Source organism: Streptomyces krungchingensis, from assembly GCF_054729265.1.
Genome location: NZ_JBPUKY010000002.1, coordinates 835,193 through 856,344 on the forward strand (window position 1 = coordinate 835,193; position 21,152 = coordinate 856,344).

21 protein-coding genes are annotated in these 21,152 nt (G+C 69.5%); 13 read left to right on the forward strand and 8 right to left on the reverse strand.

What is annotated here, in order from left to right; genetic code table 11:
- Positions 1–79: 79 nt before the first annotated feature.
- Genes ACSYGO_RS44470 through ACSYGO_RS44480 form a run of 3 tightly spaced genes read right to left on the reverse strand, consistent with a single transcriptional unit; the run spans position 80 to position 3,571 of the window.
- Positions 80–1,087: a VOC family protein gene (locus tag ACSYGO_RS44470; RefSeq protein WP_426674914.1), complete on the reverse strand. Its 1,008-nt coding sequence runs from the start codon at positions 1,085–1,087 to the stop codon at positions 80–82.
- Complete coding sequence (locus tag ACSYGO_RS44475) at positions 1,084–1,956, reverse strand: alpha/beta fold hydrolase (protein ID WP_460390218.1); 873 nt, start codon at positions 1,954–1,956, stop codon at positions 1,084–1,086. Before ACSYGO_RS44475 ends, ACSYGO_RS44470 begins: the two co-directional genes overlap by 4 nt.
- A gap of 10 nt (positions 1,957–1,966) precedes the next feature.
- A complete protein-coding gene (locus tag ACSYGO_RS44480; RefSeq protein WP_426674912.1) occupies positions 1,967–3,571 on the reverse strand; it encodes a bifunctional 3-(3-hydroxy-phenyl)propionate/3-hydroxycinnamic acid hydroxylase in 1,605 nt (534 codons plus the stop codon).
- Between the two features lie 120 nt (positions 3,572–3,691).
- On the opposite strand from ACSYGO_RS44480, the gene ACSYGO_RS44485 reads away from it, so the two are divergent.
- From ACSYGO_RS44485 to ACSYGO_RS44500, 4 genes are all read left to right on the forward strand, one after another.
- Positions 3,692–4,324 carry a TetR/AcrR family transcriptional regulator gene (locus ACSYGO_RS44485; RefSeq protein WP_460390219.1) on the forward strand — a complete coding sequence of 211 codons (633 nt, stop codon included), beginning with the start codon at positions 3,692–3,694 and terminating at the stop codon, positions 4,322–4,324.
- 87 nt (positions 4,325–4,411) lie between these two features.
- Positions 4,412–5,464, forward strand: a complete 1,053-nt coding sequence (locus ACSYGO_RS44490) for an amidohydrolase family protein (protein ID WP_426674910.1) — start codon at positions 4,412–4,414, stop codon at positions 5,462–5,464.
- A 131-nt stretch (positions 5,465–5,595) separates the two neighbouring features.
- Positions 5,596–6,135, forward strand: a complete 540-nt coding sequence (locus ACSYGO_RS44495; protein WP_460390220.1) for a GNAT family N-acetyltransferase — start codon at positions 5,596–5,598, stop codon at positions 6,133–6,135.
- A gap of 354 nt (positions 6,136–6,489) precedes the next feature.
- Positions 6,490–7,236 carry a phosphotransferase family protein gene (locus ACSYGO_RS44500; RefSeq protein ID WP_460390221.1) on the forward strand — a complete coding sequence of 249 codons (747 nt, stop codon included), beginning with the start codon at positions 6,490–6,492 and terminating at the stop codon, positions 7,234–7,236.
- 59 nt (positions 7,237–7,295) lie between these two features.
- Here the strand turns inward: ACSYGO_RS44500 and ACSYGO_RS44505 are convergent, their stop codons facing one another.
- Complete coding sequence (locus ACSYGO_RS44505; protein ID WP_460390222.1) at positions 7,296–7,727, reverse strand: DUF6193 family natural product biosynthesis protein; 432 nt, start codon at positions 7,725–7,727, stop codon at positions 7,296–7,298.
- A 384-nt stretch (positions 7,728–8,111) separates the two neighbouring features.
- Between ACSYGO_RS44505 and ACSYGO_RS44510 the strand changes: the two genes are divergently transcribed.
- On the forward strand, positions 8,112–8,384 hold the full coding sequence (locus tag ACSYGO_RS44510; RefSeq protein WP_432172956.1) for a hypothetical protein: 273 nt from the start codon (positions 8,112–8,114) through the stop codon (positions 8,382–8,384).
- 60 nt (positions 8,385–8,444) lie between these two features.
- On the opposite strand, the gene ACSYGO_RS44515 is transcribed toward ACSYGO_RS44510, so the two are convergent.
- The gene (locus ACSYGO_RS44515) at positions 8,445–8,723 is read right to left on the reverse strand and encodes a hypothetical protein (RefSeq protein WP_460390223.1); all 279 of its coding nucleotides are present in this window, start codon (positions 8,721–8,723) and stop codon (positions 8,445–8,447) included.
- 569 nt (positions 8,724–9,292) lie between these two features.
- On the opposite strand from ACSYGO_RS44515, the gene chvE reads away from it, so the two are divergent.
- Positions 9,293–10,381, forward strand: a complete 1,089-nt coding sequence (gene chvE, locus ACSYGO_RS44520) for a multiple monosaccharide ABC transporter substrate-binding protein (protein ID WP_426674902.1) — start codon at positions 9,293–9,295, stop codon at positions 10,379–10,381.
- A 348-nt stretch (positions 10,382–10,729) separates the two neighbouring features.
- On the forward strand, positions 10,730–11,293 hold the full coding sequence (locus tag ACSYGO_RS44525) for a dihydrofolate reductase family protein (RefSeq protein WP_460390224.1): 564 nt from the start codon (positions 10,730–10,732) through the stop codon (positions 11,291–11,293).
- Positions 11,294–11,475: 182 nt separating this feature from the next.
- Here the strand turns inward: ACSYGO_RS44525 and ACSYGO_RS44530 are convergent, their stop codons facing one another.
- On the reverse strand, positions 11,476–12,042 hold the full coding sequence (locus ACSYGO_RS44530; protein ID WP_460390225.1) for an SMI1/KNR4 family protein: 567 nt from the start codon (positions 12,040–12,042) through the stop codon (positions 11,476–11,478).
- A gap of 356 nt (positions 12,043–12,398) precedes the next feature.
- On the opposite strand from ACSYGO_RS44530, the gene ACSYGO_RS44535 reads away from it, so the two are divergent.
- Positions 12,399–13,232: a PIG-L family deacetylase gene (locus ACSYGO_RS44535; RefSeq protein WP_432172962.1), complete on the forward strand. Its 834-nt coding sequence runs from the start codon at positions 12,399–12,401 to the stop codon at positions 13,230–13,232.
- Between the two features lie 116 nt (positions 13,233–13,348).
- Here ACSYGO_RS44535 and ACSYGO_RS44540 read toward each other — a convergent pair whose 3' ends face one another.
- Positions 13,349–14,665 (reverse strand): cytochrome P450, encoded by a 1,317-nt coding sequence (locus ACSYGO_RS44540; protein ID WP_460390226.1) that lies wholly within the window; start codon positions 14,663–14,665, stop codon positions 13,349–13,351.
- Positions 14,666–14,721: 56 nt separating this feature from the next.
- Positions 14,722–16,077 carry a glutamine synthetase family protein gene (locus ACSYGO_RS44545; protein WP_426674897.1) on the reverse strand — a complete coding sequence of 452 codons (1,356 nt, stop codon included), beginning with the start codon at positions 16,075–16,077 and terminating at the stop codon, positions 14,722–14,724.
- A gap of 313 nt (positions 16,078–16,390) precedes the next feature.
- Here ACSYGO_RS44545 and ACSYGO_RS44550 point away from each other — a divergent pair, with 313 nt between their 5' ends.
- From ACSYGO_RS44550 to ACSYGO_RS44570, 5 genes are all read left to right on the forward strand, one after another.
- Entirely contained in the window at positions 16,391–16,579 is a 189-nt protein-coding gene (locus ACSYGO_RS44550; RefSeq protein ID WP_359498288.1) for a ferredoxin, read from the forward strand.
- Position 16,580: 1 nt separating this feature from the next.
- A complete protein-coding gene (locus tag ACSYGO_RS44555) occupies positions 16,581–17,801 on the forward strand; it encodes an NAD(P)/FAD-dependent oxidoreductase (RefSeq protein ID WP_460390227.1) in 1,221 nt (406 codons plus the stop codon).
- Between the two features lie 13 nt (positions 17,802–17,814).
- The gene (locus ACSYGO_RS44560; RefSeq protein ID WP_460390228.1) at positions 17,815–18,627 is read left to right on the forward strand and encodes an acetoacetate decarboxylase family protein; all 813 of its coding nucleotides are present in this window, start codon (positions 17,815–17,817) and stop codon (positions 18,625–18,627) included.
- A gap of 127 nt (positions 18,628–18,754) precedes the next feature.
- Positions 18,755–20,215 carry an aldehyde dehydrogenase gene (locus tag ACSYGO_RS44565; protein WP_460390229.1) on the forward strand — a complete coding sequence of 487 codons (1,461 nt, stop codon included), beginning with the start codon at positions 18,755–18,757 and terminating at the stop codon, positions 20,213–20,215.
- Positions 20,208–21,149, forward strand: coding sequence for a 3,4-dihydroxyphenylacetate 2,3-dioxygenase (locus tag ACSYGO_RS44570; protein WP_435221149.1), 942 nt, complete (start codon positions 20,208–20,210; stop codon positions 21,147–21,149). Before ACSYGO_RS44565 ends, ACSYGO_RS44570 begins: the two co-directional genes overlap by 8 nt.
- Positions 21,150–21,152 lie beyond the last annotated feature (3 nt).

Sequence of the window (21,152 nt, forward strand, 5' to 3'; positions counted from 1 at the left end):
ATATGCGGGGTTCCTTCGCAAAGTGCAGGGCGTGGGAAGGCGGTCCGGCGTCGCGCGGTGGCGCGGCTGTGCCGGCGGGTCACTCGTCGGGGATGCCGGCTCCGCTCAGGGCGGGAACGGTGTCCTCGTTGCGGGACAGGGAGCGGGCACCGACGCGGAACTGGGCGAGCTTGTCGGTGATCGTCTGGCCGACGGGCAGGTGCCCCCAGACGCTGATGCCCTCCAGGGTGCTGGGCTCCCAGGTGGTCTCGTCGATGACCAGGGGGTTCCAGCCGACCTCCCATTCGAAGCCGGAGGGGGTGCGGGCGTAGTAGGACAGCTCACGGTCGTTGGTGTGTTGGCCGACGGACAGGGCCATGTCGAAGCCGAGTTCGTGGACGCGCTGGTAGCTCTGGGCGACGTCGTCGAGGGTGGCGGCCTGGATGTTGAGGTGCTGCACCCGGGTGCGGACGGGGTCCAGGGGCAGGCCGCGGGTGGCGGCGACGGCGACGGAGTGGTGGCGCTCGTCGACCCGCAGGAAGCGGATCTTCAGCCGGACGCCGCTGATGGTCTCCTCGATGCAGTCGGTCAGACGGGCGTCGAAGACGGTGTTGAAGTAGCCGCGGATCCGGGCCGGTTTGGTGGAGGTCAGGGCGATGTGGCCCATGCCGGAGTCGCCGGTGACGAAGCCGGAGGCCAGCATCCGCAGCGGCTCGGGCGATCGGCGTGGGGTGGTGTAGATCTCCTGGGTGATGCCCTTGGGCCCGGCGAAGCGCAGCAGGCGTTCGACTCCGCGCAGGGCGGCTTCCTCGTCGCTCCCCTGCTGCAGAGGGACGCCGTGGGTGCGGATGCGGGCCTCGATCTGCTCGAAGGCGGTGTGGTCGTCGATGTGCCAGCCGGTGGCGACCACGTCCTCGGCGCTTCCGCGGCGGACGAGGAAGCGGCATTCCTGGTCGTCGAGGCGGAAGCGCATCAGGTCGGGGCCGAGGCCGTCGTGGTGCATGCCGATGGCGTCGGTGCCGAAGCGCCGCCAGTCGGTGAAGCGTTCGGTCTCGATGACGATGTAGCCGAGGTGGACGGCGCCGAAGACGGACGCGGTGGTGGTCATCGGCGGCCTGCCAGGAAGTCCGCGCAGATCCGGTTGAAGAGGGCGGCGCGCTCGAACTGGACCCAGTGGCCGGTGTTGGCGGCCACGTACAGGTCGCAGTTGGGCATGCGCGCGGCCAGCGTCCGCCCTCCCGAGGGGCGGTTGACCTTGTCGTTCGCGCCCCACAGCACGAGGGTGGGCACGGGGAGGCGGTCCAGGCGTGCATCGCGGGTGAAGTCCATCTTCCACAGCGTCCGCAGCGCGTTGGGGCCGGAGGGGCGCTGCAGGGGCGGGGATGCGACGACCTCGGGGTCGATGCTGGCCCGGTAGCGCTCGTCGACGGCCGAGTCGGGGATTTCGGCGGCGTTGAAGACGAGATAGTGGCGGATGAACTTCTCCAGTTTCAGCCGCGAGGGCCCCTGCCCGGTGTAGTAGTTCAGGAGGCTGTTGAGGCCGGGGGTGGGCAGGGCGCGTGTGGTGCCGATGCCGCCGGGGCCCATCAGCATCATGCGGTCCACGCGATCGGGGGTGTCCAGGGCGAGCCGGAGGGCGCAGGCGCCTCCGTAGGAGTTGCCGACCAAGTGGGCCTTATGCAGGCCGAGTTCGTCGAGCAGGCCACGGATGTGGTCGGCGAGGAAGCCGAAGGGGTCCGCGCTGTCGATGCCTTTGGTGCTGCGGCCGTAGCCGGGCAGGTCGGGGACGATGACCCGGTACTCCTTTGCCAATTCCCCTATGTTGCACCGGTAGTTGGAGACGCCGGAGGCGCCGGGGCCGCCGCCGTGCAGCAGGAGTACGGGCGGTCCGTCGCCGGTCTCCGCGGCGAAGATCTTCCGTCCGGCGACGTCGTAGGTCGTCTCCCGCAGCTCGGGCGGTGTGGTGGTCGAGGTCATGACGGATTCCTCACTGGGTGGGAGTCGCGGTCGGGTGAGCCGCCGCCCGAGCGGGCGTGAAGCCGGCCGGTGGCGGTGGAAGGGGCCGGCCGGCGGGGGCGGCGGTGTAGACGTAGGCGTCCGGGCGCAGGGCCAGGACGGACACGCGGCGGGCGGCCATCCAGGCCAGCAGCACCGCGTCGGCGTCGACGAGGGCGCCCTGGGCGGGCTCGGACCCTGTGGGCAGGACGGTGAGGGAGGGTACGCCGAGGCGGTCCCAGGCGGGTTGCGGCGTGCGGGACCCGGCGTGCAGCAGCAGCCACCGCCCGGCCAGCGCGTCGTCGAGACGGACCCGGGTGCCGTCCGCGGCGGTGACGCAGGGCTGCGGGACCTGGCTGCCGGTCGCCCTGGTGCGGGGACCGGCCTGCAGGCCGGCGTCGTAGTGGGCCACCGGGATCCAGTGGGCGTCCTGGATCCGGCCGGCAAGCCCTGGCATCCGGTTCACCACGCGTCCGGCCGCGTTGCGCACGCGGGCGACCGCCGCGCGGCGCTCGGTGATGATGCGGCCGACGAACACGGCGCGGCGGGTGACCTCCTTGACGTGGGGCTTGCGCTCGGCTTCGTAGCTGTCGAGGACGCTCTCGGGAAGCTGTCCGCGGAGGACTGCCTCCAGCTTCCAGCACAGGTTGGCCACGTCGCGGACACCGGCGGCCATGCCCTGCCCGATCCACGGGGGCATCGCGTGCGCCGCGTCCCCAGCGAGGAAGACACGTCCGACGCGGAAGCGGGAGGCGAAGCGCACGTGGTGGCTGTAGACGGTGGCGCGCAGCACCTGCACGCTGTCGCGTCCGATGCCGTACCGCGCGACGAGCCGGTGGACGGCGTCCTCGGTGGTCAGCTCCTTCTCGTCGTCGCCGGGCAGGATCGGGAACTCCCAGCGGTGATGGCCGAGTGGCGTCGGGCAGTCGACGGCGGGACGCCCGGGGTCGCAGTGGAACCGCAGTCTGTCGTGGTCGGGCCACGGCTTGAGCATCTTCGTGTCGATGACCACCCACCGGTCCTCGTACGTGCGGCCCTCGTAGCCGATGTTGAGCTGCGCCCGGGTCAGGCTGGAGCCGCCGTCGGCGGCGATCACATAGGTGGCCCTCAGCCTGCGGACCGCTTCGCTCTCCACGTCCAGGACGGTCAGTTCCACGCCGTCGTCGTCCTGTCTCACACGCAGGCACTCGTGTCCGAGCAGGATCTCGACGCCTGGGTATCTGCCGACGCCCTGGCGCAGTACCTGCTCCAGGGCGGGCTGGTAGATGAACATCTGCGGCGGATGCCCGTGTCCGCGCGGCCTCGGGACCGCGGTGATGAACGGCCGACCGCCCGCGTCGACGAAGTCCACGGGCCGCTCGGTGAGCATGTCCTGCACGAGACGGTCGGCCAGCCCCACCCGCTGCCAGATCCTCACGACCTCCTCGTCGGTGGAGATGGCGCGAGCCCGGGAGAACACCTCGGCGTCCCGATCGAGGACCACGGTCTTCAGGCCCGCCTTGCCCAGGAGGTTGGCCGCGGTGACACCGGTGGGCCCGTATCCGATCACCGCCACGTCGTAGACGTCGTCCCCGTTGTCGGGGGTTCGTGGTCCCACCGTTCACCTCGCCGTCCCGCCCACGACTCTTGCCGTAGCGATCGTTCCAATTGGAGTGGTCGCTACGGTAAGGTTGACGGCAGGTACGGTCAAGGGCTGGTGAACGAGAAGGGGAGAGCGATGACCAAGCCTCAGGCCGGGCGCAAGATGAGGGCGAACGGCGTCGAATCACGGCAGCGCATCATCGATGCCGCCGCCGAGATCGCGGGCGAACGCGGCTACGAGGGGACGTCCATCGCGGCCGTCAGCGCGAAGTGCGGGCTGCCCGCCAGTTCCATCTACTGGCACTTCAAGGACAAGGACGACCTGATCGCGGCCGTCATCGAGCGCAGCTTCGACACCTGGCTCACCGCCCTCGAACTGCCCGCAGAGGAAACGGGCACCGCACAGGAGAGGGTTGCCGCGATGGCGGCGACCGTCGCCGAGTCCCTCATCAGCGCACCCGACTTCCTGCGGCTGGGACTCATGCTCGCCCTGGAAAGACGTCCGGAAGAACCCCGGGCGAGGGCGATGTTCGTGCAGGTGCGGGACACCGCCAAGCGCAAGCTCGTCGAGATATGCCGCAGCTTCTTCCCCGACCTGGACGACAGGACGCTGGACACACTCACGACGTATGCGGTCGCCGCAGCCGACGGATTGTTCGTCCAGCGGGAGATCGCCGGAGACGACGTCGATCTCGTCGCGCTCTTCCAGCTCCTGGCCCGGATGCTCTACGAAGCCGCCCAGCGCGCGTCGGAAGGCAAACCCCTGTGACCGGGACCGTACCCGGCGCCCGACAGCCCGCCCGCCGCGGCCGTACCTGCCGTCACCGCCACCCGTTCACGCGTGAAAGGCCGCTTCATGACCCCTCCGGCGCACCGCATAGACGTCCACCAGCACCTCATCCCCGCCTTCTACCGTGAGGAACTGGCCGAGGCCGGCATCGGCGAGGCAGGAGGCAGGGCCCTGCCCGAGTGGACGCCCGAGTCCGCGCTGGAGCTGATGGATCTCCTGGACACCCGCACGGCCCTGCTGTCCGTCTCCACTCCCGGCGTCGGTTTCCTCACCGACCCAGGCAAGGCCGCCACGCTGGCACGACGCCTGAACGACTTCTGCGCCGACCTGTCGGGTGAACACCCGGACCGCTTCGGCCACTTCGCCGTACTGCCCATGCCCGACGCCGAAGCCGCCGCCGAAGAGGCCGCACGGGCGCTGGACCACCTGCGCGCCGACGGAGTGACCCTCCTCGCCAACAACCGGGGCACCTACCTCGGCACACTCGGACAGGACAAACTCTGGAGCACGCTCGACGAGCGCGGCGCCATCGTCCTCGTCCACCCGGCCGAGCTGCCGGCTCCACCCGTCGACGGCATCCCCCCGTTCGCCGCGGACTTCCTCCTGGACACGACCCGCGCCGCCTACCTCCTCGTACGCAACGGGATCGTGCGCACCTACCCACGGATCCGGTTCATCCTCAGCCACGCCGGCGGTTTCGTCCCCTACACCTCCCACCGCATGGCCGTGACCCTGGCGGGCGAGACGGGCCGCAGCCCTCTGGACGTGCTCGACGACTTCCGCTCCTTCTACTTCGACACCGCCCTGTCCTCCAGCCCGGCCGCGCTGCCCACCCTCCTCGCCTTCGCCCGCCCCGGCCACGTCCTCTTCGGCAGTGACTGGCCCTTCGCCCCGACCCCCGCCGGCCAGTACTTCGCCGCCGGCCTCGACACGACCGTCGACACCGACACCCTGCACGCCGTCAACCGCACCAACGCCGAAGCCCTCTTCCCCCGACTCGCGTCAGGCTCAGGCACAGCTCCCACGCCACGAACGCCCCTGCACGCCAAGTTGCGCCATGACGCCCAGCGGGCCGCGGCCCGGATGGTCTTCAAACTGGTCCAGTCCCGGGCCCAGTGACTGCGGGCGGCGGGAGCGCCGGCCGGTAGCCGTTGAGTCGCACCTTTCAGGCACGGCTTGCCGCCCCCGCGGGCGGGGGGAAGCCAAGCGTTTCGTGTCCGGTTGGTTTGACCACCTGTTAGCGTGCGCGGATGGAAGATCTGGGACCCCTGGCCTGGCCGCCGGAGCCGATCAGGACCGAGAGGCTGGTGCTCCGTGAGCCCGGGACCCGGGACCGTGCGGCGTTCATCGAGCTGCTCGCCTCGCCCGAGGTGCACACCTACCTCGGCGGCCCCCGACCGCGTGACGAGCTCGAGCGCGAGACGCCTGAGGTGCCGGAGCGGTGGCCCGGGAGCTTCGTCGTCGATCTCGACGGGGCGATGATCGGCCAGATCCTGCTCAGGAGGGCAACCGGGCACAGTCGCCCGGCTGCCGCGGGCAAAGCCGATCTCGGCTACCTGTTCCTGCCGACGGCGTGGGGATGCGGGTACGCCACCGAGGCGTGCGCGGCGGCACTCGGCTGGTTCGCCGACGCCCTGCCCGGCGAACCGGTGGTGCTCACCACTCAGACCGCCAACACCGGCTCGATGCGCCTCGCGGCGAAGCTGGGGTTCATCGAGGTGGAGCGCTTCGAGGCTTGGGGCGCCGAGCAGTGGCTCGGCATGCGGTCCCCGGTCGCGCCGTCCGGTTGAGGTCGTGACGGAACCGCCGATAGTCCTTCGCGATCAGGTGCAGGTCGCTGAACCGGTGGCAGACGGGCAGCACGAAATCGCCCGATCCGTTACGACATCCGAGCGAGTCGGCCAACTCGTCCGGAAGGGAGCGGCCGGTCTGCGCCTGTGCCGTGCGCAGTTCGTCCACGCCAGCCGGTCCGGGCAGGGAGGCGTGGCTTGCAGGGGCGTTGTCGCGCAGCCACGTGTCGATGCGTTCCCGCGCGAGGGCGGTGTCGTGCACGAGGTCGCCGGGTAGCGGGACGCGGTCAGCCGCGTCATCGCACGCGACAAACCCGGCGACGTCGGCGATTCGACCCGGGATACTGGTCGCCCATGGATGAGGTCGAAGTCGTCGTCGCCCATGCCGAGCGTGCGACTCTACGCGTCGGCGACGTGTTCCTGAAGGTGGACTCCGATCAGGCGCGCATCGACGTGGAGGTCGAGGTGATGGCCCTGGCGCCGGTCCCGACCCCGGAGGTCCTGTGGCGCAAGCCGCCCGTGCTCGCGATCGCCGCGCTCCCGGGGGCGACGCTCGGTCGCCTCGGCGGGCCGTCGACCGGGTCGCCGACGGCGTGGGCCGCGGCGGGCGCCGCCATCCGCAAGCTGCACGACGCGCCGCTGCCGCCCAGGCCCGGCCGGGCCGGCCGGAGCATTGTCGTGCTGGCGGCGGAACTCGACGACGAGTGCGAGTTGCTCGTGACGAACGGCGTCCTGCCCGCCGACCTGGTCACCCGCAACCGCCAGGTCGCCGAGGCCGCGCTCCGGCCGTGGACTCCGGCGTTCACGCACGGCGACCTGCAGATCGCGCACGTCTTCGTCGACGGCGACGAGATCACCGGCATCATCGACTGGTCCGAGGCGGGCCAGGGCGATGCCCTGTACGACCTCGCCACCTTCACGCTCGGACACGAGGAGCACCTCGGCGACGTCATCGCCGGCTATGGCACCGACGTCGACCTCGACGTGATCCACGCGTGGTGGTCGTTGCGAAGCCTGCTGGTGGTTCGCTGGCTGATCGAGCACGGCTTCGACCCGTTCGCGCCGGGCTGTGAGGTCGACGTGCTGAGATCCCGGATGTGAGGCTGCGCGGGCCCGACTGCTACGAATGCGTTCTGACGCGTCGAGTGGTCGCGCTCCCGTCATCGTCGGTCGCCGTCGGACTGCCCCAAGACGGCCCGAGTCGGGGCCTGGCCGTCCTCCATCAGACGCTCGACCAGCCGCTCCGCTTCGGCCACAGCTTCATCGGCGTCGGCCGTTTCGAGCACCGCGCCGGCTGAGCGGGTACGCACGACATAGAGGCCTTCAGGAACGAGTTCGATGGCCACCGGCAGAACCTCACCCTCGCCAAGCCAGTGACGTGGTCCGGTGCTGAACGCAAGCGCTGTGTGGCTGGTGTACGGGTAGAACCGTCCCAGCGCGTTGTTCCGCGCCCTGTCGACCAGGGCCGCCAGGATGGGTGGAACCCATGTAGTGGTGGAGGTTCGGGACCGCTCATCCCAGGCTTGGGCCGCACGTGCCCGAAAGTCCCAGGCAGCCTGGATCGAGTCGTCGGTCTCGCTCTCCGCGTCCAAGCTGCCCGCCCCTTCTGATCCGCCACCGGCACGCTACCCGCGAGCGTTGCACCGTAGCGCGATGGCCGGCGAGATGCTCACCGGCGTGATTTCGAGAGGATCCCCAGGGCTCCCGCTGCGCCCCTTCCGCCGCCGCTCGATCGGGCAAGGGGAGGGCACGACGGCCCTGTCAGGTTCGTGGTGCTGGGGTGATGACGCAATCTGCGGGGTACGACCTCAGAGCCGCAGACACGGGCGTCTGTGTCGTCGTCGCGTGTGTCATGAGGCTGGTTGAGCCGATCGAGGTGGGGTCAGAAAATGCCGGGTCTCGGCTTGGTGGTCCCTCCGTGAGCACTGGGATCATGCCGACGGGTGGCTTGGGGAAGGTGGGGGAGGGCCGTGTTGATGGTGGCTGTTGTGGTCGGCGACGTGATGGCGCTGATGATAGGCGTGGCAGGTGTGCTGGCCATGGCTACTGGGCGTATCGCGTTTCCCTGGCTGCGCGGGAAGGTGAGTCGACCGGGCCTATGGGGTGCTGGAGCCTTGCTGCTGGCGGCGACACTCGCGACGGCACAGTTGGTGCCCTTTGGGGTCCGGACCGTCATCGGGCTGAGTGGTCTGGTGCTCATCGGCCTGGGTTATGTCCGGGGGCGTCGGGAAATGCCTCCGGCAGAGTGAAGATGAGATCCGTGGAGTCTGCACGGCCGAGTCCACGGGCTGTGTCTGTCGCCGGTGTTGTCAGGCGTAGGTGTCGGCGGCCTCTTCGAGAAGGTCCAGTGCGTGGTTGTGGAACCGGCGTTCGGCGTCGCGGCACGGGGCGTTGAAGAAGGCTCGCTGAGCTTCGGCAAGGCCGCAGTTCAAGAGTCCCATGGTCACGAACACGGCTTCCACGCCGTGGCACCCGTTGTCTTTGAGGAACTGCTGAAGTGCGTCCGTGTTGCCGGTTGCTTCCCAGACGGGTCGTGCGGTTTCTTGCATGGCTGCGATGCGCGCTGATCGTTCTGCGTCGAAGCTCACTGAACTGTCTCCCTGAGATGGGTCCGCAGACTATCGTCGGTGCTGGGGCGGTTCGGCCGACTCGAGCGGCGTAAGCGACTTCGAGCGGCGTGAGCGACTGGTGGACGGAGGGTGAAGGGGCCCTTCATCGCGTTCGAAACCTGCTGCCTGCCACCGTAGTTGACACCCTGCACCCGGACTCCTAAGGTCACGCCAACGATTCGAACGTGTGACGAAATTTCGAACATTTATTGAGCAACAGCTCGGTGTAGCAAGGCAATTGACGTGAATAGAGGCCGGCTCCCGCAGTGCAGTGCACCAAGATCCTGACGAACCCGGCAGGCCTACGGACGGGTGAGGCTGCCGAGCCGCCCGACACGCGCATGCCGCCCTGGTCGAGGTCCCGCCTGGGGGCGGCGCCGGAGAACGGTCTGTGCCGCAACTTCAGGATCAGGGCCGGAGACACGGGTACGGCCGACTGGCTTTGAACCCGTGTGCACACCTACCGCCCCCTCCCACCCCGCACACCGAAACCCGCCCTGATTGTCTGTCAGTTTTCTCAACGACGAGAAGAACAAGGAACGATCACCGTGCACAACCGAAGAACCGTCTTCCTGGTCGTCGCCGGGGCCACCTCCGTGTCCCTCGCCCTGTCGGCTTGCGGCAAGAGCGATCCGGAGGACTCCGCGAAGGGCGACACCGTAGGCATCGCCATGCCCACCCGGGCGTCCGAGCGCTGGATCACGGACGGCAACACCATCGTCAGGGACCTGAAGGGCAACGGGTACAAGACGCGGCTGGTCTACGGGGACGACGACCCGGCGCAGCAGGTCGAGCAGATCCAGGATCTGATCGACCAGCACGTCGACGCCCTCATCGTCGCGGCCATCGACAACAGGTCGCTGAGAGAGGTGCTCCAGAAGGCCGCCGACGCGGAGATACCGGTGATCTCCTACGACCGGCTCATCCTCGGCACGAAGAACGTCGACTACTACGCCTCCTTCGACAACGAACAGGTCGGCCGGCTCCAGGCCCGCTACATCATCGAGAAGCTCGGCATCGAGGACGGCAAGGGCCCGTTCAACATCGAGCTGTTCGCGGGGTCCAAGGACGACAACAACACCAAGTACTTCTTCGACGGAGCGATGCAGCTCCTTCAGCCGTACCTGGACAAGAAGCTGCTGGTCGTCCGGTCCGGGCAGACGAAACTCGACGAGGTCACCACCCTGCGATGGGACGGCGTCACCGCGCGCAAGCGTATGGCCCGCATCCTCGACGAGTCGTACGCCGGAAGCAGGGTCGACGCCGTGCTGTCGCCGTACGACGGCATCTCCATCGGTGTCCTGGCCGCGTTCGAGTCGGACGGCTACGGCTCCGCCGCCAAGCCCCTCCCGGTCGTCACCGGTCAGGACGCGGAGCTGGCCTCGGTCAAGTCCATCATCGCGGGCCGGCAGTCGCAGACCGTCTACAAGGACCTCCGGCACCTGGCGGAGGTGGCCGCGGCGATGGCCGACGACCTGCTCCACGGCCGGGAGCCGAACGTGAACGACACCAGCACCTACAACAACGGTTCCAAGGTCGTCCCCGCGTATCTGCTCCAGCCGGAGGGCGTCGACAAGACCAACTATCGGAGCGTGCTGGTCGCGAGCGGCTACTACACCGACGGCGACCTCAAGTAGCGCACCCGCCGGCCGGCGTAGACAGGCGAGATGTCACCTGCCGTCGTGCGTGGTGGTCACACGCGGCAGGTGGCGGTGAGGGTGTTCGACTTCGACCTGGCGGCCGCCGTCGCTCAGTGCGTGGGCCAGGACTTCCGCGAGGGGGCGCGCACGGCGGTGCGACCGCGGGGGCACCGTTTGTTCCTGTCGTGTCTCGCCGACCCAACCAGGCCATGCTCTGAAAGAGTGCTGCCCTTCGCGACGTTCTTCGCGCGGAGAGGGGAGATCTCAGGGCATACCGCGAGCCGCGATGAGTTCTGCGGTGTCCGGCGGTCTTACTGTCGAACCTGTTGGCGAGGAGGGTTTGTGATGCGCAGCGTGACCTACTCGATGAACGTCTCACTTGACGGCTACATCGTCGGGCCGGACGGCGAGTTCGACTGGACGGGGCCCGACGAGGAGACATTTCGCTCCTGGATCGAGGAGATCCGGGAGGTCGGCGTTCACCTGTTGGGGCGACGGCTGTACGAGACGATGCTGTATTGGGAGACGGCCGACGAGGATCCTTCGCTCGACGACGCGCGGCTTGAGTGGGCCGCGCTCTGGAAGGCGCTTCCCAAGGTGGTCTTCTCCAGCACGCTGTCGGCGGTGCAGGGCAATGCCCGCCTGGCTTCCGGCGGCCTGGCGGAGGAGATCGAGCGGTTGCGAGCCGAGCCGGGGGAGGGCGACATCGCGATCGGCGGTGCGACGCTCGCCGCCGAGGCGGACGCGTCGGGTCTGATCGACGAGTACCGGGCCAGGGTCTGTCCGGTGCTGGTCGGCGGGGGCATTCCGTTCTTTCCCCGGCACGAGCGCCGGGTGGATCTCGAACTCGTCGAGACCCGCACCTTCAGCTCAAGAATCGTCGGTCTCCGCTACCGCGTGACGCGCTAGCCATCGCCACGGCGCGTCCGCCCGACAGTCCGGATGACGGCAGGTGTTGTCGGGGCCGGGCGCGCAGGGGGTCGGCACAGGGGGGAGGCGGGCCGCGGCCGTTCATGCGGCTGCAGACCGTCAGTTGACCATGTGGTCGTACGGAGATGTCGCTGGGTGCCGGCGGTGAGAGCTCGACGGCCTCAGCGCCGGGATGTGCCAAGCGTCTGGGCGGCCGTCGCGAAGCGGTGCTCCGTCGGCTTCAGCACTTCGTGGAGATAGCCGAAGTACTCCGTCTCCGCCGTTCCTGTCAGCACCGCCAGCAGGAAGGCCAGGCATCCCATGGCGTGGTGCTCCCACAGTGGGCCGCGCCCCTCGTTGTAGAGCACGGTCCATTCGTCGGGCTGTTGGCCGGGCCGCGCCAGCCAGTACAGGAACGCCCCCGTGCCTTCCTCGAATGCCCATGGCAGGACCCGCGCCCCCGCCTCCAGCAGGCCCGCGGGCTTGTCCTCGCCGATTTTCCACAGGTCGGCCAGGATCTCGTCCCGTTCCGTCGTCTGCGCGTGCAGGTCGCAGTCGCTGTAGGCGGAGCCGGGGACGAGGAGCCAGATCGTGTCGTCGAAGATGCCGTCGCCGAATGTCTCGACGAGCTGCTTGTAGTCGGCGGGCAGAGCCGTACCCAGGGCACGCTCGGTCTGCGCCCAGTCCACCGAGGGCGGCGGTTCGACGGGCGGCGGGCAAAGTCGAACCAGGGCATCGAGGACGATCATCGAACAGACGTTACTGGAACCGAGGGTGTTCACGGGACGGGGCGGTGTACTGCCGCGATGAGGGGCTCCCCGAACGCCGAACATGGGCCGTCCGACAGCGGTTCGCCGTGTGGCACTGGCCTGATCTTGATCGCCGACGGCGGGAACAGCCCGGCCGGTCGGCACTGTTGCAGAGGCAGGGGACCGGCGCCGCACGGACGGAGAACACAGAGGCCATCAGGCCGTCCCGACGTGATCCAGGCGCCCTCCGGGCAGCGATGCGCCGGTAATCAATTGATATGTCGAGGGGCAAGTGCTCATACGCTCGCCCCAGGCTCGGACCGAGGTCCGGCCTTTTCACGCAGGAGGAATGCTTCATGAACGACCGGCCCTTGACGCTCATGGCGGTACACGCCCACCCCGACGACGAGGCAACTGGCACAGGAGGTGTCCTTGCCCGGTACGCGGCCGAGGGCATTCGCACGGTCCTTGTGACGTGTACCGACGGCGGTTGCGGTGACGGACCGGGTGGTGTCAAGCCGGGTGAGCCTGGGCACGATCCGGCGGCGGTCGCTTCGATGCGGCGTCAAGAACTCGAGGCCAGCTGCGAAGTCCTGAAGATCAGTCATCTGGAGATGCTGGACTACGCCGACTCCGGGATGATGGGCTGGCCGGCCAATGACGCCCCCGGATCGTTCTGGCGGACGCCCGTGGAGGAGGGCGCTGCCCGACTTGCGGAACTTTTGCGGCTCTACCAGCCCGATGTGGTCGTCACCTATGACGAGAACGGCTTTTATGGCCACCCCGACCACATCCAGGCCAACCGCATCACGACGGCGGCACTGGCGATGACCGAGGTGACGCCGAAGGTCTACTGGACGACGGCGCCACGCTCGATGATGCAGCGGTTCGGCGAGGTCATGCGCGAGTTCGGTGGGGACGGTCAGGAGCCGGATCCCGCTGAGGCCGCCGCGATCGCCGAGATCGGACTCCCCGACGAGGAGATCACCACCTGGGTCGACACCACCGCGTTCGGTGGCCAGAAGTTCGACGCGCTGGCGGCGCACGCCAGCCAGGGCGAGAACATCTTCTTCCTCCGGATGGGCCAGGAGAGGTTCACAGAGCTGATGGGCGTCGAGACCTTCGTACGTGTTCAGGACACCACGGGCGCGGCGGTGCCCGAACACGACCTCTTCGCCGGACTGCGCTGAGGCGTGCCTGACGATTCCCGGCGTCGCCGGGCGGGCGGGAATCGTCAGGTGAGCCCGGAGGACCTGGTCCGAGCCTGGGAGTGGTCCCGGACCGGAGCGAGGGGACTGCTCCCAGGTCAGGCGAGCGTCACCTCCACCGGCAGCTTCTTGATGCCGTTGACGAAGTTGGAGCGGACGCGCGGGACGTCGCCGGCCAGGCGGATGTCCGCGATGCGTGGGATGAGCTCCTCGAACATGATGCGGACCTCGGTGCGCGCGAGCAGATTGCCCAGGCACAGGTGCGGGCTGCCCTTGCCGAAGGTGACGTGGTCGTTGTTCTCGCGGGCGACGTCGAAGTCGTAGGGGTTGCCGAAGACCTGCTCGTCGCGGTTGCCGGAGGCGTACCACATGACGACCTTGTCGCCCTCCTTGACCTGCTTGCCGCCGAGTTCGACGTCGCGGGTCGCGGTGCGGCGGAAGTGGTAGACGGGGGAGGCCCAGCGCAGGAACTCCTCGACCGCCGTGGGGATCAGGGACGGGTCGTCCTTGAGGCGGGCCAGCTGCTCGGGGTGCTGGAGCAGGGCCAGCATGGAATGGGTGATGGTGTGGCGGGTGGTCTCGTTGCCGGCCACCACCAGGAGCAGGAAGTAGTTGTCGAAGTCCTGCGCGGACAGCGGCACTCCGTCGCGCGGCATGGTGTTGACCAGCTTCGAGACCAGGTCCGTGCCGTCGCCGCCGCGCCGCTGACGCGCCAGCTCGCGGCCGTACTCGAAGACCTCGATCGACGCCGGGGAGCGGAAGGGCAGGTCGCGGTACTTCTCGCTCTCCTCGCTGTGCAGCAGCACGTCCGCGTAGTCGGGGTCGGTGTTGCCGATGATGCGGTTGCCCCAGTCGATGAGCTGCTGGTTGTCCTCGGAGGGGACGTCCAGCAGACGGGCGAGGACGTTGATGGGGAAGTCCGCGGACACGTCGGCCACGAAGTCGAAGCTGCCCTTGGCAAGCGCCGCGTCCAGCGTCTTCGCGGTCAGGCCGCGCAGGAAGTCGCTGTAGCTGTTGATGACGCTCGCGCCGAACTGGCGCTGGATCACGCTGCGCAGCGCGCGGTGGCGGACTCCGTCCATCTCCAGGATGGAGGCGCGCTTCTTGATCTGGTCCTCGTCGACCTCCTCCAGGTTGACGAACTTCGTGGAGGTGAAGGTCTCCGGGTCGCGGTCGACGGTGGCGATGTCCGCGTGCCGGGTCACCGACCAGAAGCCGGAGTTGGGCGCGTCCTCGGGCTGCCAGTGCACCGGGTCCTCGTGGCGCAGGGTGTGGAACATCCGCCACGGGGTGATGCCGTCGGCGAAGTTGTCGAGGTCGGCGAGGTCCACCTGCTCGATGGGCAGGGGCTCGGCGAGGGCGGCGCGCAGCTCGGCGCGGGTGGTGGGGACGGCGGGAACGGTGGGGCTGGTCATGGTGGTGGATCTCCTGAGCGAGGTTTCGGGGCGGCGGAGCCGGGGGTCGTCGCCGCTTACAGGTGGTAGGCGTACTCGGTGAACTCCCAGTCCGTGACATGCCGGCCGAAGCGTGCGAGTTCGTCGCGCTTGTAGGTGAGGAAGGAGGAGGTGAAGGCCTTGCCGATCACCTCGGTCAGGGCGGTGTCCGCCTCCAGCGCGTCGAGCGCGGCGGACAGGGTCTGCGGGAGCAGGGCGGAGCGGGACGTGTCGTAGCCGTAGCCCTCCAGGGGAGCCGGCGGTTCCTCGCCGGCCTGGACACCGAGCAGGGCGGCCGCGATCGTGCCCGCGATCAGCAGGTACGGGTTGGCGCTGGCGTCGCCGAGCCGAAGCTCCAGCCGGGCTCCGCTGCCGCGCTCCGGCGGGATGCGGACCATGGCGCTGCGGTTGTCGAGCCCCCAGTCGATCAGCCAGGGAGCGAGGGTGTCGGGACCGAAGCGTTTGTACGAGTTCACGGTCGGGTTGGCCAGCGCCGCGAGCGCGGGGGCGTGGGCGAGGATGCCGGCCACGGCGTGCCGTGCGGTGGCGGAGAGGCCGTAGGAGCCCGCCGGGTCGTCGAAGGCGTTGCGGTCCTCGGCGTCGTCGCAGGAGAGATGCAGATGGAAGCCGGAGCCGCCCGCGTCGCTGAAGGGCTTGGCCATGAAGGTGGCCAAGTTGCCTTCCTGGCGGGCCAGTTCCTTCACGGCCGCCTTGAAGCGGAAGGCACGGTCGGCGGCGTCCAGGGCGGTGGAGTGGGTCAGATTGATCTCGTACTGTCCACCGTCGAACTCGTGGTTGCCGGTGATCACGCCGAGCCTCAGGTCGCGCAGATGGCGCAGGGTGCGCAGCAGGTGGTTGCCGGGGTCGGCGCGCAGCCCCGCGGTGTAGACGGAGCCGGTGGTCTCCGGCGAGCGGCGCCAGCCGGTGGGTGTGTCCGGGGCGGGCTCCAGCAGGAAGTACTCCAGCTCGGGGCCGACGACGGGGCGCAGCCCCTGCTCGGTGGCCCGGGCCAGGACCGTGCGCAGCAGGTCGCGGGGCGACTCGGGCGCCGGTGCCCCGGTCGCCGGGTCGGTGACCTCGCCCAGACAGGCGGCGACGCCGGGCTCCCAGGGCAGGACGGCCAGGGTGGACAGATCGGGGCGCACGGTCACGTCCGGCAGTCCGGCGTCCAGACCGCCCGCGACGGCGGCCACATCGCCCTGCGGGCTGGTGTGGTAGACGGCCCGGCAGAAGGCGAGGCCGTGGTCGCAGGCCGCCGGAAGATGGTCCAGCAGGACGTCGCGGGCGCGGTCGGTGCCGATCAGATCGGGGTAGACCACCCTGACCACGTCGACGCCCTCGGCGGCGAGCCGCTCCATGTGCCGGCGGATGTCTGGGGTGTCGGATGCGCTCACCAGTGTCTCCTTGGCGGAAGAGTGGGGGACTCCCAGGCGTACTCCGGGCCTACGGACGCATCCCGGAGCTATTCGTTTGAACCCGAACGGTATGGAGGGAGTCGCCGCCCCGCAAGAGGGTGCTCCAAAGAATTTATCCATCTGGACAGGTATTGACCAGGGTCCCGAGGGTTCCTATGTTGTTTGAAGCCAAACGAGTCAGGGAGGCGGCTTCCGCGGAATCCGTCCCCTGTGGCTGAGGGGCCCGTCCCATCCGGGTCGGGCCCCCCTTTCCCCTCCACTGCCCGACGCCCTCACCCTCAGGAGGACCGCCATGAAGGTCGTCGTCGACATGAACAAGTGCCAGGACCACGGCCAGTGCGTCTTCGCGGCCCCCGACGTCTTCTCGATGGACGAGGCCGGCCACCTGGCATACGTGTCCGACCCGGACGACGCGCTGCGCGACGAGGTCGAAGAGGCCGCGGACGTGTGCCCGCTGCAGGCCATCCGGATCGAGGCCTGACATGAGCGGCCGTATCGTGGTCGCCGGCGCCTCGATGGGTGGCCTCCGGGCCGCCGAGCAGTTGCGCACGGCCGGCTGGTCCGGGGCGATCACGGTCGTGGGCGACGAGCCCCACATGCCCTACAACCGGCCTCCGCTGTCCAAGGAGGTCCTGGCCGGCAAGGCTCCCTTCGAGTCGCTGGCCTTCACCCCGAAGGCCGCCGCGGCCGATGTGGAGTGGCTGCTCGGCGCGAAGGTCGTCGAGGCCCGGCTCGACGAGCGCACGGTCGCGCTCGACGACGGCACGCGGCTCTCCTACGACGGACTGGTCGTCGCCACCGGCATGCGGCCCCGGCGGCTGCGCTGCCCAGGCCCGCTCACCGGCCGGCACACCGTCCGCACCCTCGCCGACGCCCAGGGCCTGCGCGAGGAGCTGACCCGCCCCGGCGCCCGCGTCGTCGTGGTCGGCGCCGGATTCATCGGCTGCGAGGTCGCGGCCACCGCCGTGGGACTCGGCGTCCGCGAGGTCACCGTCGTCGACCCGCTGCCCCTGCCCATGGTGGGACCGCTCGGCGAACTGCTCGGCCAGGCCCTGCTCAAGCGGCACGAGGAGCGCGGGGTGCGCTTCGAACTCGGGGCGGGAGTCGCCGGGTTCGAGGGCGAGGACCGCGTCACCGGCGTCGTCCTCGGCGACGGCACCGTGCTGCCCGCCGACGTGGTCGTGGAGTCGGTCGGCTCCGTCGCCAACGTCGAGTGGCTTCAGGGCAACGGCCTCGACCTCAGCGACGGCGTGCTCACCTGCGAGCAGCTGCGGGTCGGTGGACGGCCCGAGGTCGTCGCGGTCGGCGACGTCGCCCGCTTCCCCAACGCCCGCTACGACGGCGTGCCCCGCCGCGTCGAGCACTGGTCGATCCCCACCGACACGGCCAAGCATGCTGCGAAGGCGCTCGTCGCCCATCTCACCGGCAAAGATGGTGAGTTGACGCCCTTCGCGCCACTGCCCACCTTCTGGAGCGACCAGCACGAGTTCCGGCTGCAGTCCTTCGGGGCCCCGGTCCTCGGCAAGGACGACGTACGGATCCTCGACGGCGACCCGGAAGGCGACGTCCTCGTCGGCTACCACTGCGACGGCCGTCTCGTCGGCGTCGTCGCGCTCGGCGGCCAGGCCGCCGCCATGGGAGCTGCCCGCTACCGCGCCCAGCTCCTGAAGCAGCCCGCTCTCACCGCGTCCCTCACCGCATAAGGAACCCTCCCTCATGTCTGCTGTCCGTGGTTACTTCCACCCCAAGACGGCGACGGGCGCCTCGTCGCTGATCCCGTCCCCGCCGTGGCGCTACTCGGGCGACCTGCTCACCGTCGAGTACCGCACCGACCCCGCGCGGGTGCGTGAACTGCTGCCCGAACCGCTGGAGTTGGCCGACGAGGACCCGGGCGCGGTCGCGCTCATCTGGGCCGACTGGCAGTCCTGCTCCGCCGCCGGCGACGAGCTGCTGGACCCCGTGCTCTCCCAGTACAAGGAGGCCTTCGCGGTCGTCCGCTGCAAGTACAAGGGGCAGACCTACACCCGCTGCGTGTACATCTGGGTCGACAAGGACTTCGCGATCGCGCGCGGGCTGCACCAGGGCTATCCGAAGAAGCTCGGCTCCATCCACCAGACGCGCCCGCACCCGTACGGGCCCGCTCCGCGGATCGAGGCGGGCGCGCGGTTCGGTGCGACCCTCGCCGCCGCCGACCGGCGTCTCGCGCAGGCCGTGGTGACGCTGCGGGAGCCCTCGCAGACGAACGGCTTCGTCAACGGCCACCCCATGGCCCACCACCGCTGGCTGCCCTCGATCGAGAAGGGCAAGGGGCTCGCCCTGGACGAGTTGATCGAGTCCGGCGCCGCGTCCTTCGAGGGCGGGCAGCCGTGGGTCGGCGACGCCGAGCTGGAGCTGTTCGAGGCGCCCATCGAGGAGTTGGCTCGGCTGGAGATCCGTGAGCCGATCGCCGCGTACTACCGCCAGGTCGGGGTGGTCTGGGACGGCGGCCGTCTGCTGGAGTCCGGCACGTCGGAAGCGTCTGCGGGGTGAGGCCGGTGATCGGCTGCGGGTGGTTCGTGGCTGGTCGCGCCCACGCGGCGGTAGCCGCATATCAGTCACAGCCCCGCGCCCCTAAAGGGGGCTGCACTCACCCCTTCGTTCGACAGGAGCCGTACTCATGACTGACAAGATCACTGTCGCCGGAGTGTCCGTCGACACCCGGCACTGGATCGGCGGCGAGCGCGTCGCCTCCGCCGGCACCTTCACCGATGTCTCGCCGATCGACGGCAGCGTGATCGGTGAGATCGCCCGCGGCACCGCCACGGAGGCCGCGGCCGCCGTCGCCGCCGCGAAGGCCGCCTTCCCGGCCTGGGCCGCCACCTCCCGCGCCGAACGCGCCCGCCTCCTGCACGCCGTCGCCGACGGCGTCGAGAAGCGGATCGAAGAGCTCGCCATCGTCGAGACCACCGACAACGGCGCCCTGCTGCGTTCGCACCGCCGGGGCGTCATGCCGCGCGTCGCGCACAACTTCCGCTTCTTCGCCGATTGGCTGCTGACGCTGGAGCACGAGGACTTCGACACCCGCGGGCACACCAACCACGTCGACTGGGACCCGGCCGGACCCAGCGTGCTCATCACACCGTGGAACGCCCCGCTGATGCTCTCGACCTGGAAGATCGCCCCGGCCCTCGCGGCCGGCAACACCGTGGTGCTCAAGCCCGCCGAGTGGACCCCGCTGACCGCCTCGCTGCTGGCGGACATCACCGCCGAGGCCGGGCTGCCCGCCGGTGTGCTCAACATCGTCCAGGGCTACGGCTCCGAGATCGGCGACGCCCTCACCTCGGACCCGGACGTGCGCCGCATCAGCTTCACCGGCTCGGTGCCCACGGCCAAGCGCATCTCGGCGTCCGCGGCCGCCAACCTCACCCCGCTCAGCCTCGAACTCGGCGGCAAGTCCCCGCTGCTGGTGTTCGCCGACGCCGACCTCGACCTCGCCGTCGACCTCGCGGTGGAGCAGTACGACAACGCCGGACAGGTCTGCCTGGCCGCCACCCGCATCCTGGTCGAGGAGCCGATCGCCGAGGAGTTCACCCGGCGCTTCACCCAGAAGGCGGCCGGCATCGTGCAGGGCGACCCGCGCGACGAGGCCACCGACATCGGCCCCAACATCCACCCCCGCCAGCTGGAGAAGATCGACGGCTTCGTGCAGCGGGCGATCGCGGCCGGCGCCCGCGCCGTCATCGGCGGGCACCGCAAGGACGGCCAGTACTACGCGCCGACCCTGCTCACCGACGTGGCGCAGGACAGCGAGATCGTCCAGGAGGAGGTCTTCGGCCCCGTCCTGACCCTCCAGACCTTCACCACCGAGGACGAGGCCGTAGGCCTCGCCAACGACACCCGCTTCGGGCTCGCAGCCACCGTCGCCACCGGCGACAAGGAGCGCGCCGGGCGCGTCGCCGCACAGCTCGTCGCGGGCACCGTCTGGGTCAACTGCTTCTTCGTACGCGACCTCCAGGCACCCTTCGGCGGCTCCCGCCACTCCGGCGTCGGGCGCGAGGGCGGCAACTGGAGCTTCGACTTCTACTGCGACCTGAAGAACACCGTCACCGCCCCGAAGGGATGGAAGGACCATGGGTGAGATCGTCGGGGCCGGCCTGCTGGCCCATGTCCCCACCATCGTGCTGCCCGAGGCCGTCCGGCTGGAGCTGAACGAGGGCAAGGAGATCACCCTCGTCACCGGCCTCGAGCAGTTGCGCAAGGACGTCTTCGAGCGGGACGACTACGACACCGTCGTGGTCCTCGACTCCCACTGGGCGACCACCGTCGAGTTCGTCGTCACCGCACAGCAGCGCCGGGCCGGGCTCTTCACCTCCGAGGAGCTGCCGCGCGGCATGTGCCGGATGCCGTACGACTTCCCGGGCGATCCCGAACTCGCCCAGAACATCGAGAAGTTCGCGGACAAGCACGGCACCTGGATCACCGCGATCGAGGACGACCACCTGCCGATCTACTACGCCACCATCAACCTCTGGAAGTTCCTCGGCGAGGGACTCCCGGACAAGCGGTGGGTGACCATCGGCGTCTGCCAGACCGGCGACATGGAGGACCATCTGCGGCTCGGCCGGGCGCTCGCCGACGGCATCGCCGCCACCCCCGGCCGCCGCGTCCTGCTCATCGCCTCCGGCGCCCTCTCGCACACCTTCTGGCCGCTGCGCGAGCTGCGCGACCACGAGTCCAGCGACACCGCCCACATCTTCACGCCCGAGGCCCGCGAGGCGGACCACGAGCGGATCGCCTGGTTCAAGGACGGCCGTCACGACAAGGTCCTCGACACCATGGACGAGTTCTGGAAGTACAGGCCCGAGGCGAAGTTCTTCCACTACCTGATGATGGCCGGCGCCCTCGGCGAGCAGGCCTGCACGGCCAAGGCCCGGCAGTACGGCGAGTACGAGAACTCCATCGGCACCGGCCAGGTCCACCTCTGGTTCGACCGCCCGGCCGGCGGCTGGACCGGCACGGAAGCGTCCGCATCCCTGCCCGCCGTGCCCCACAACCCGCATCGTCGCTTCTAGGAA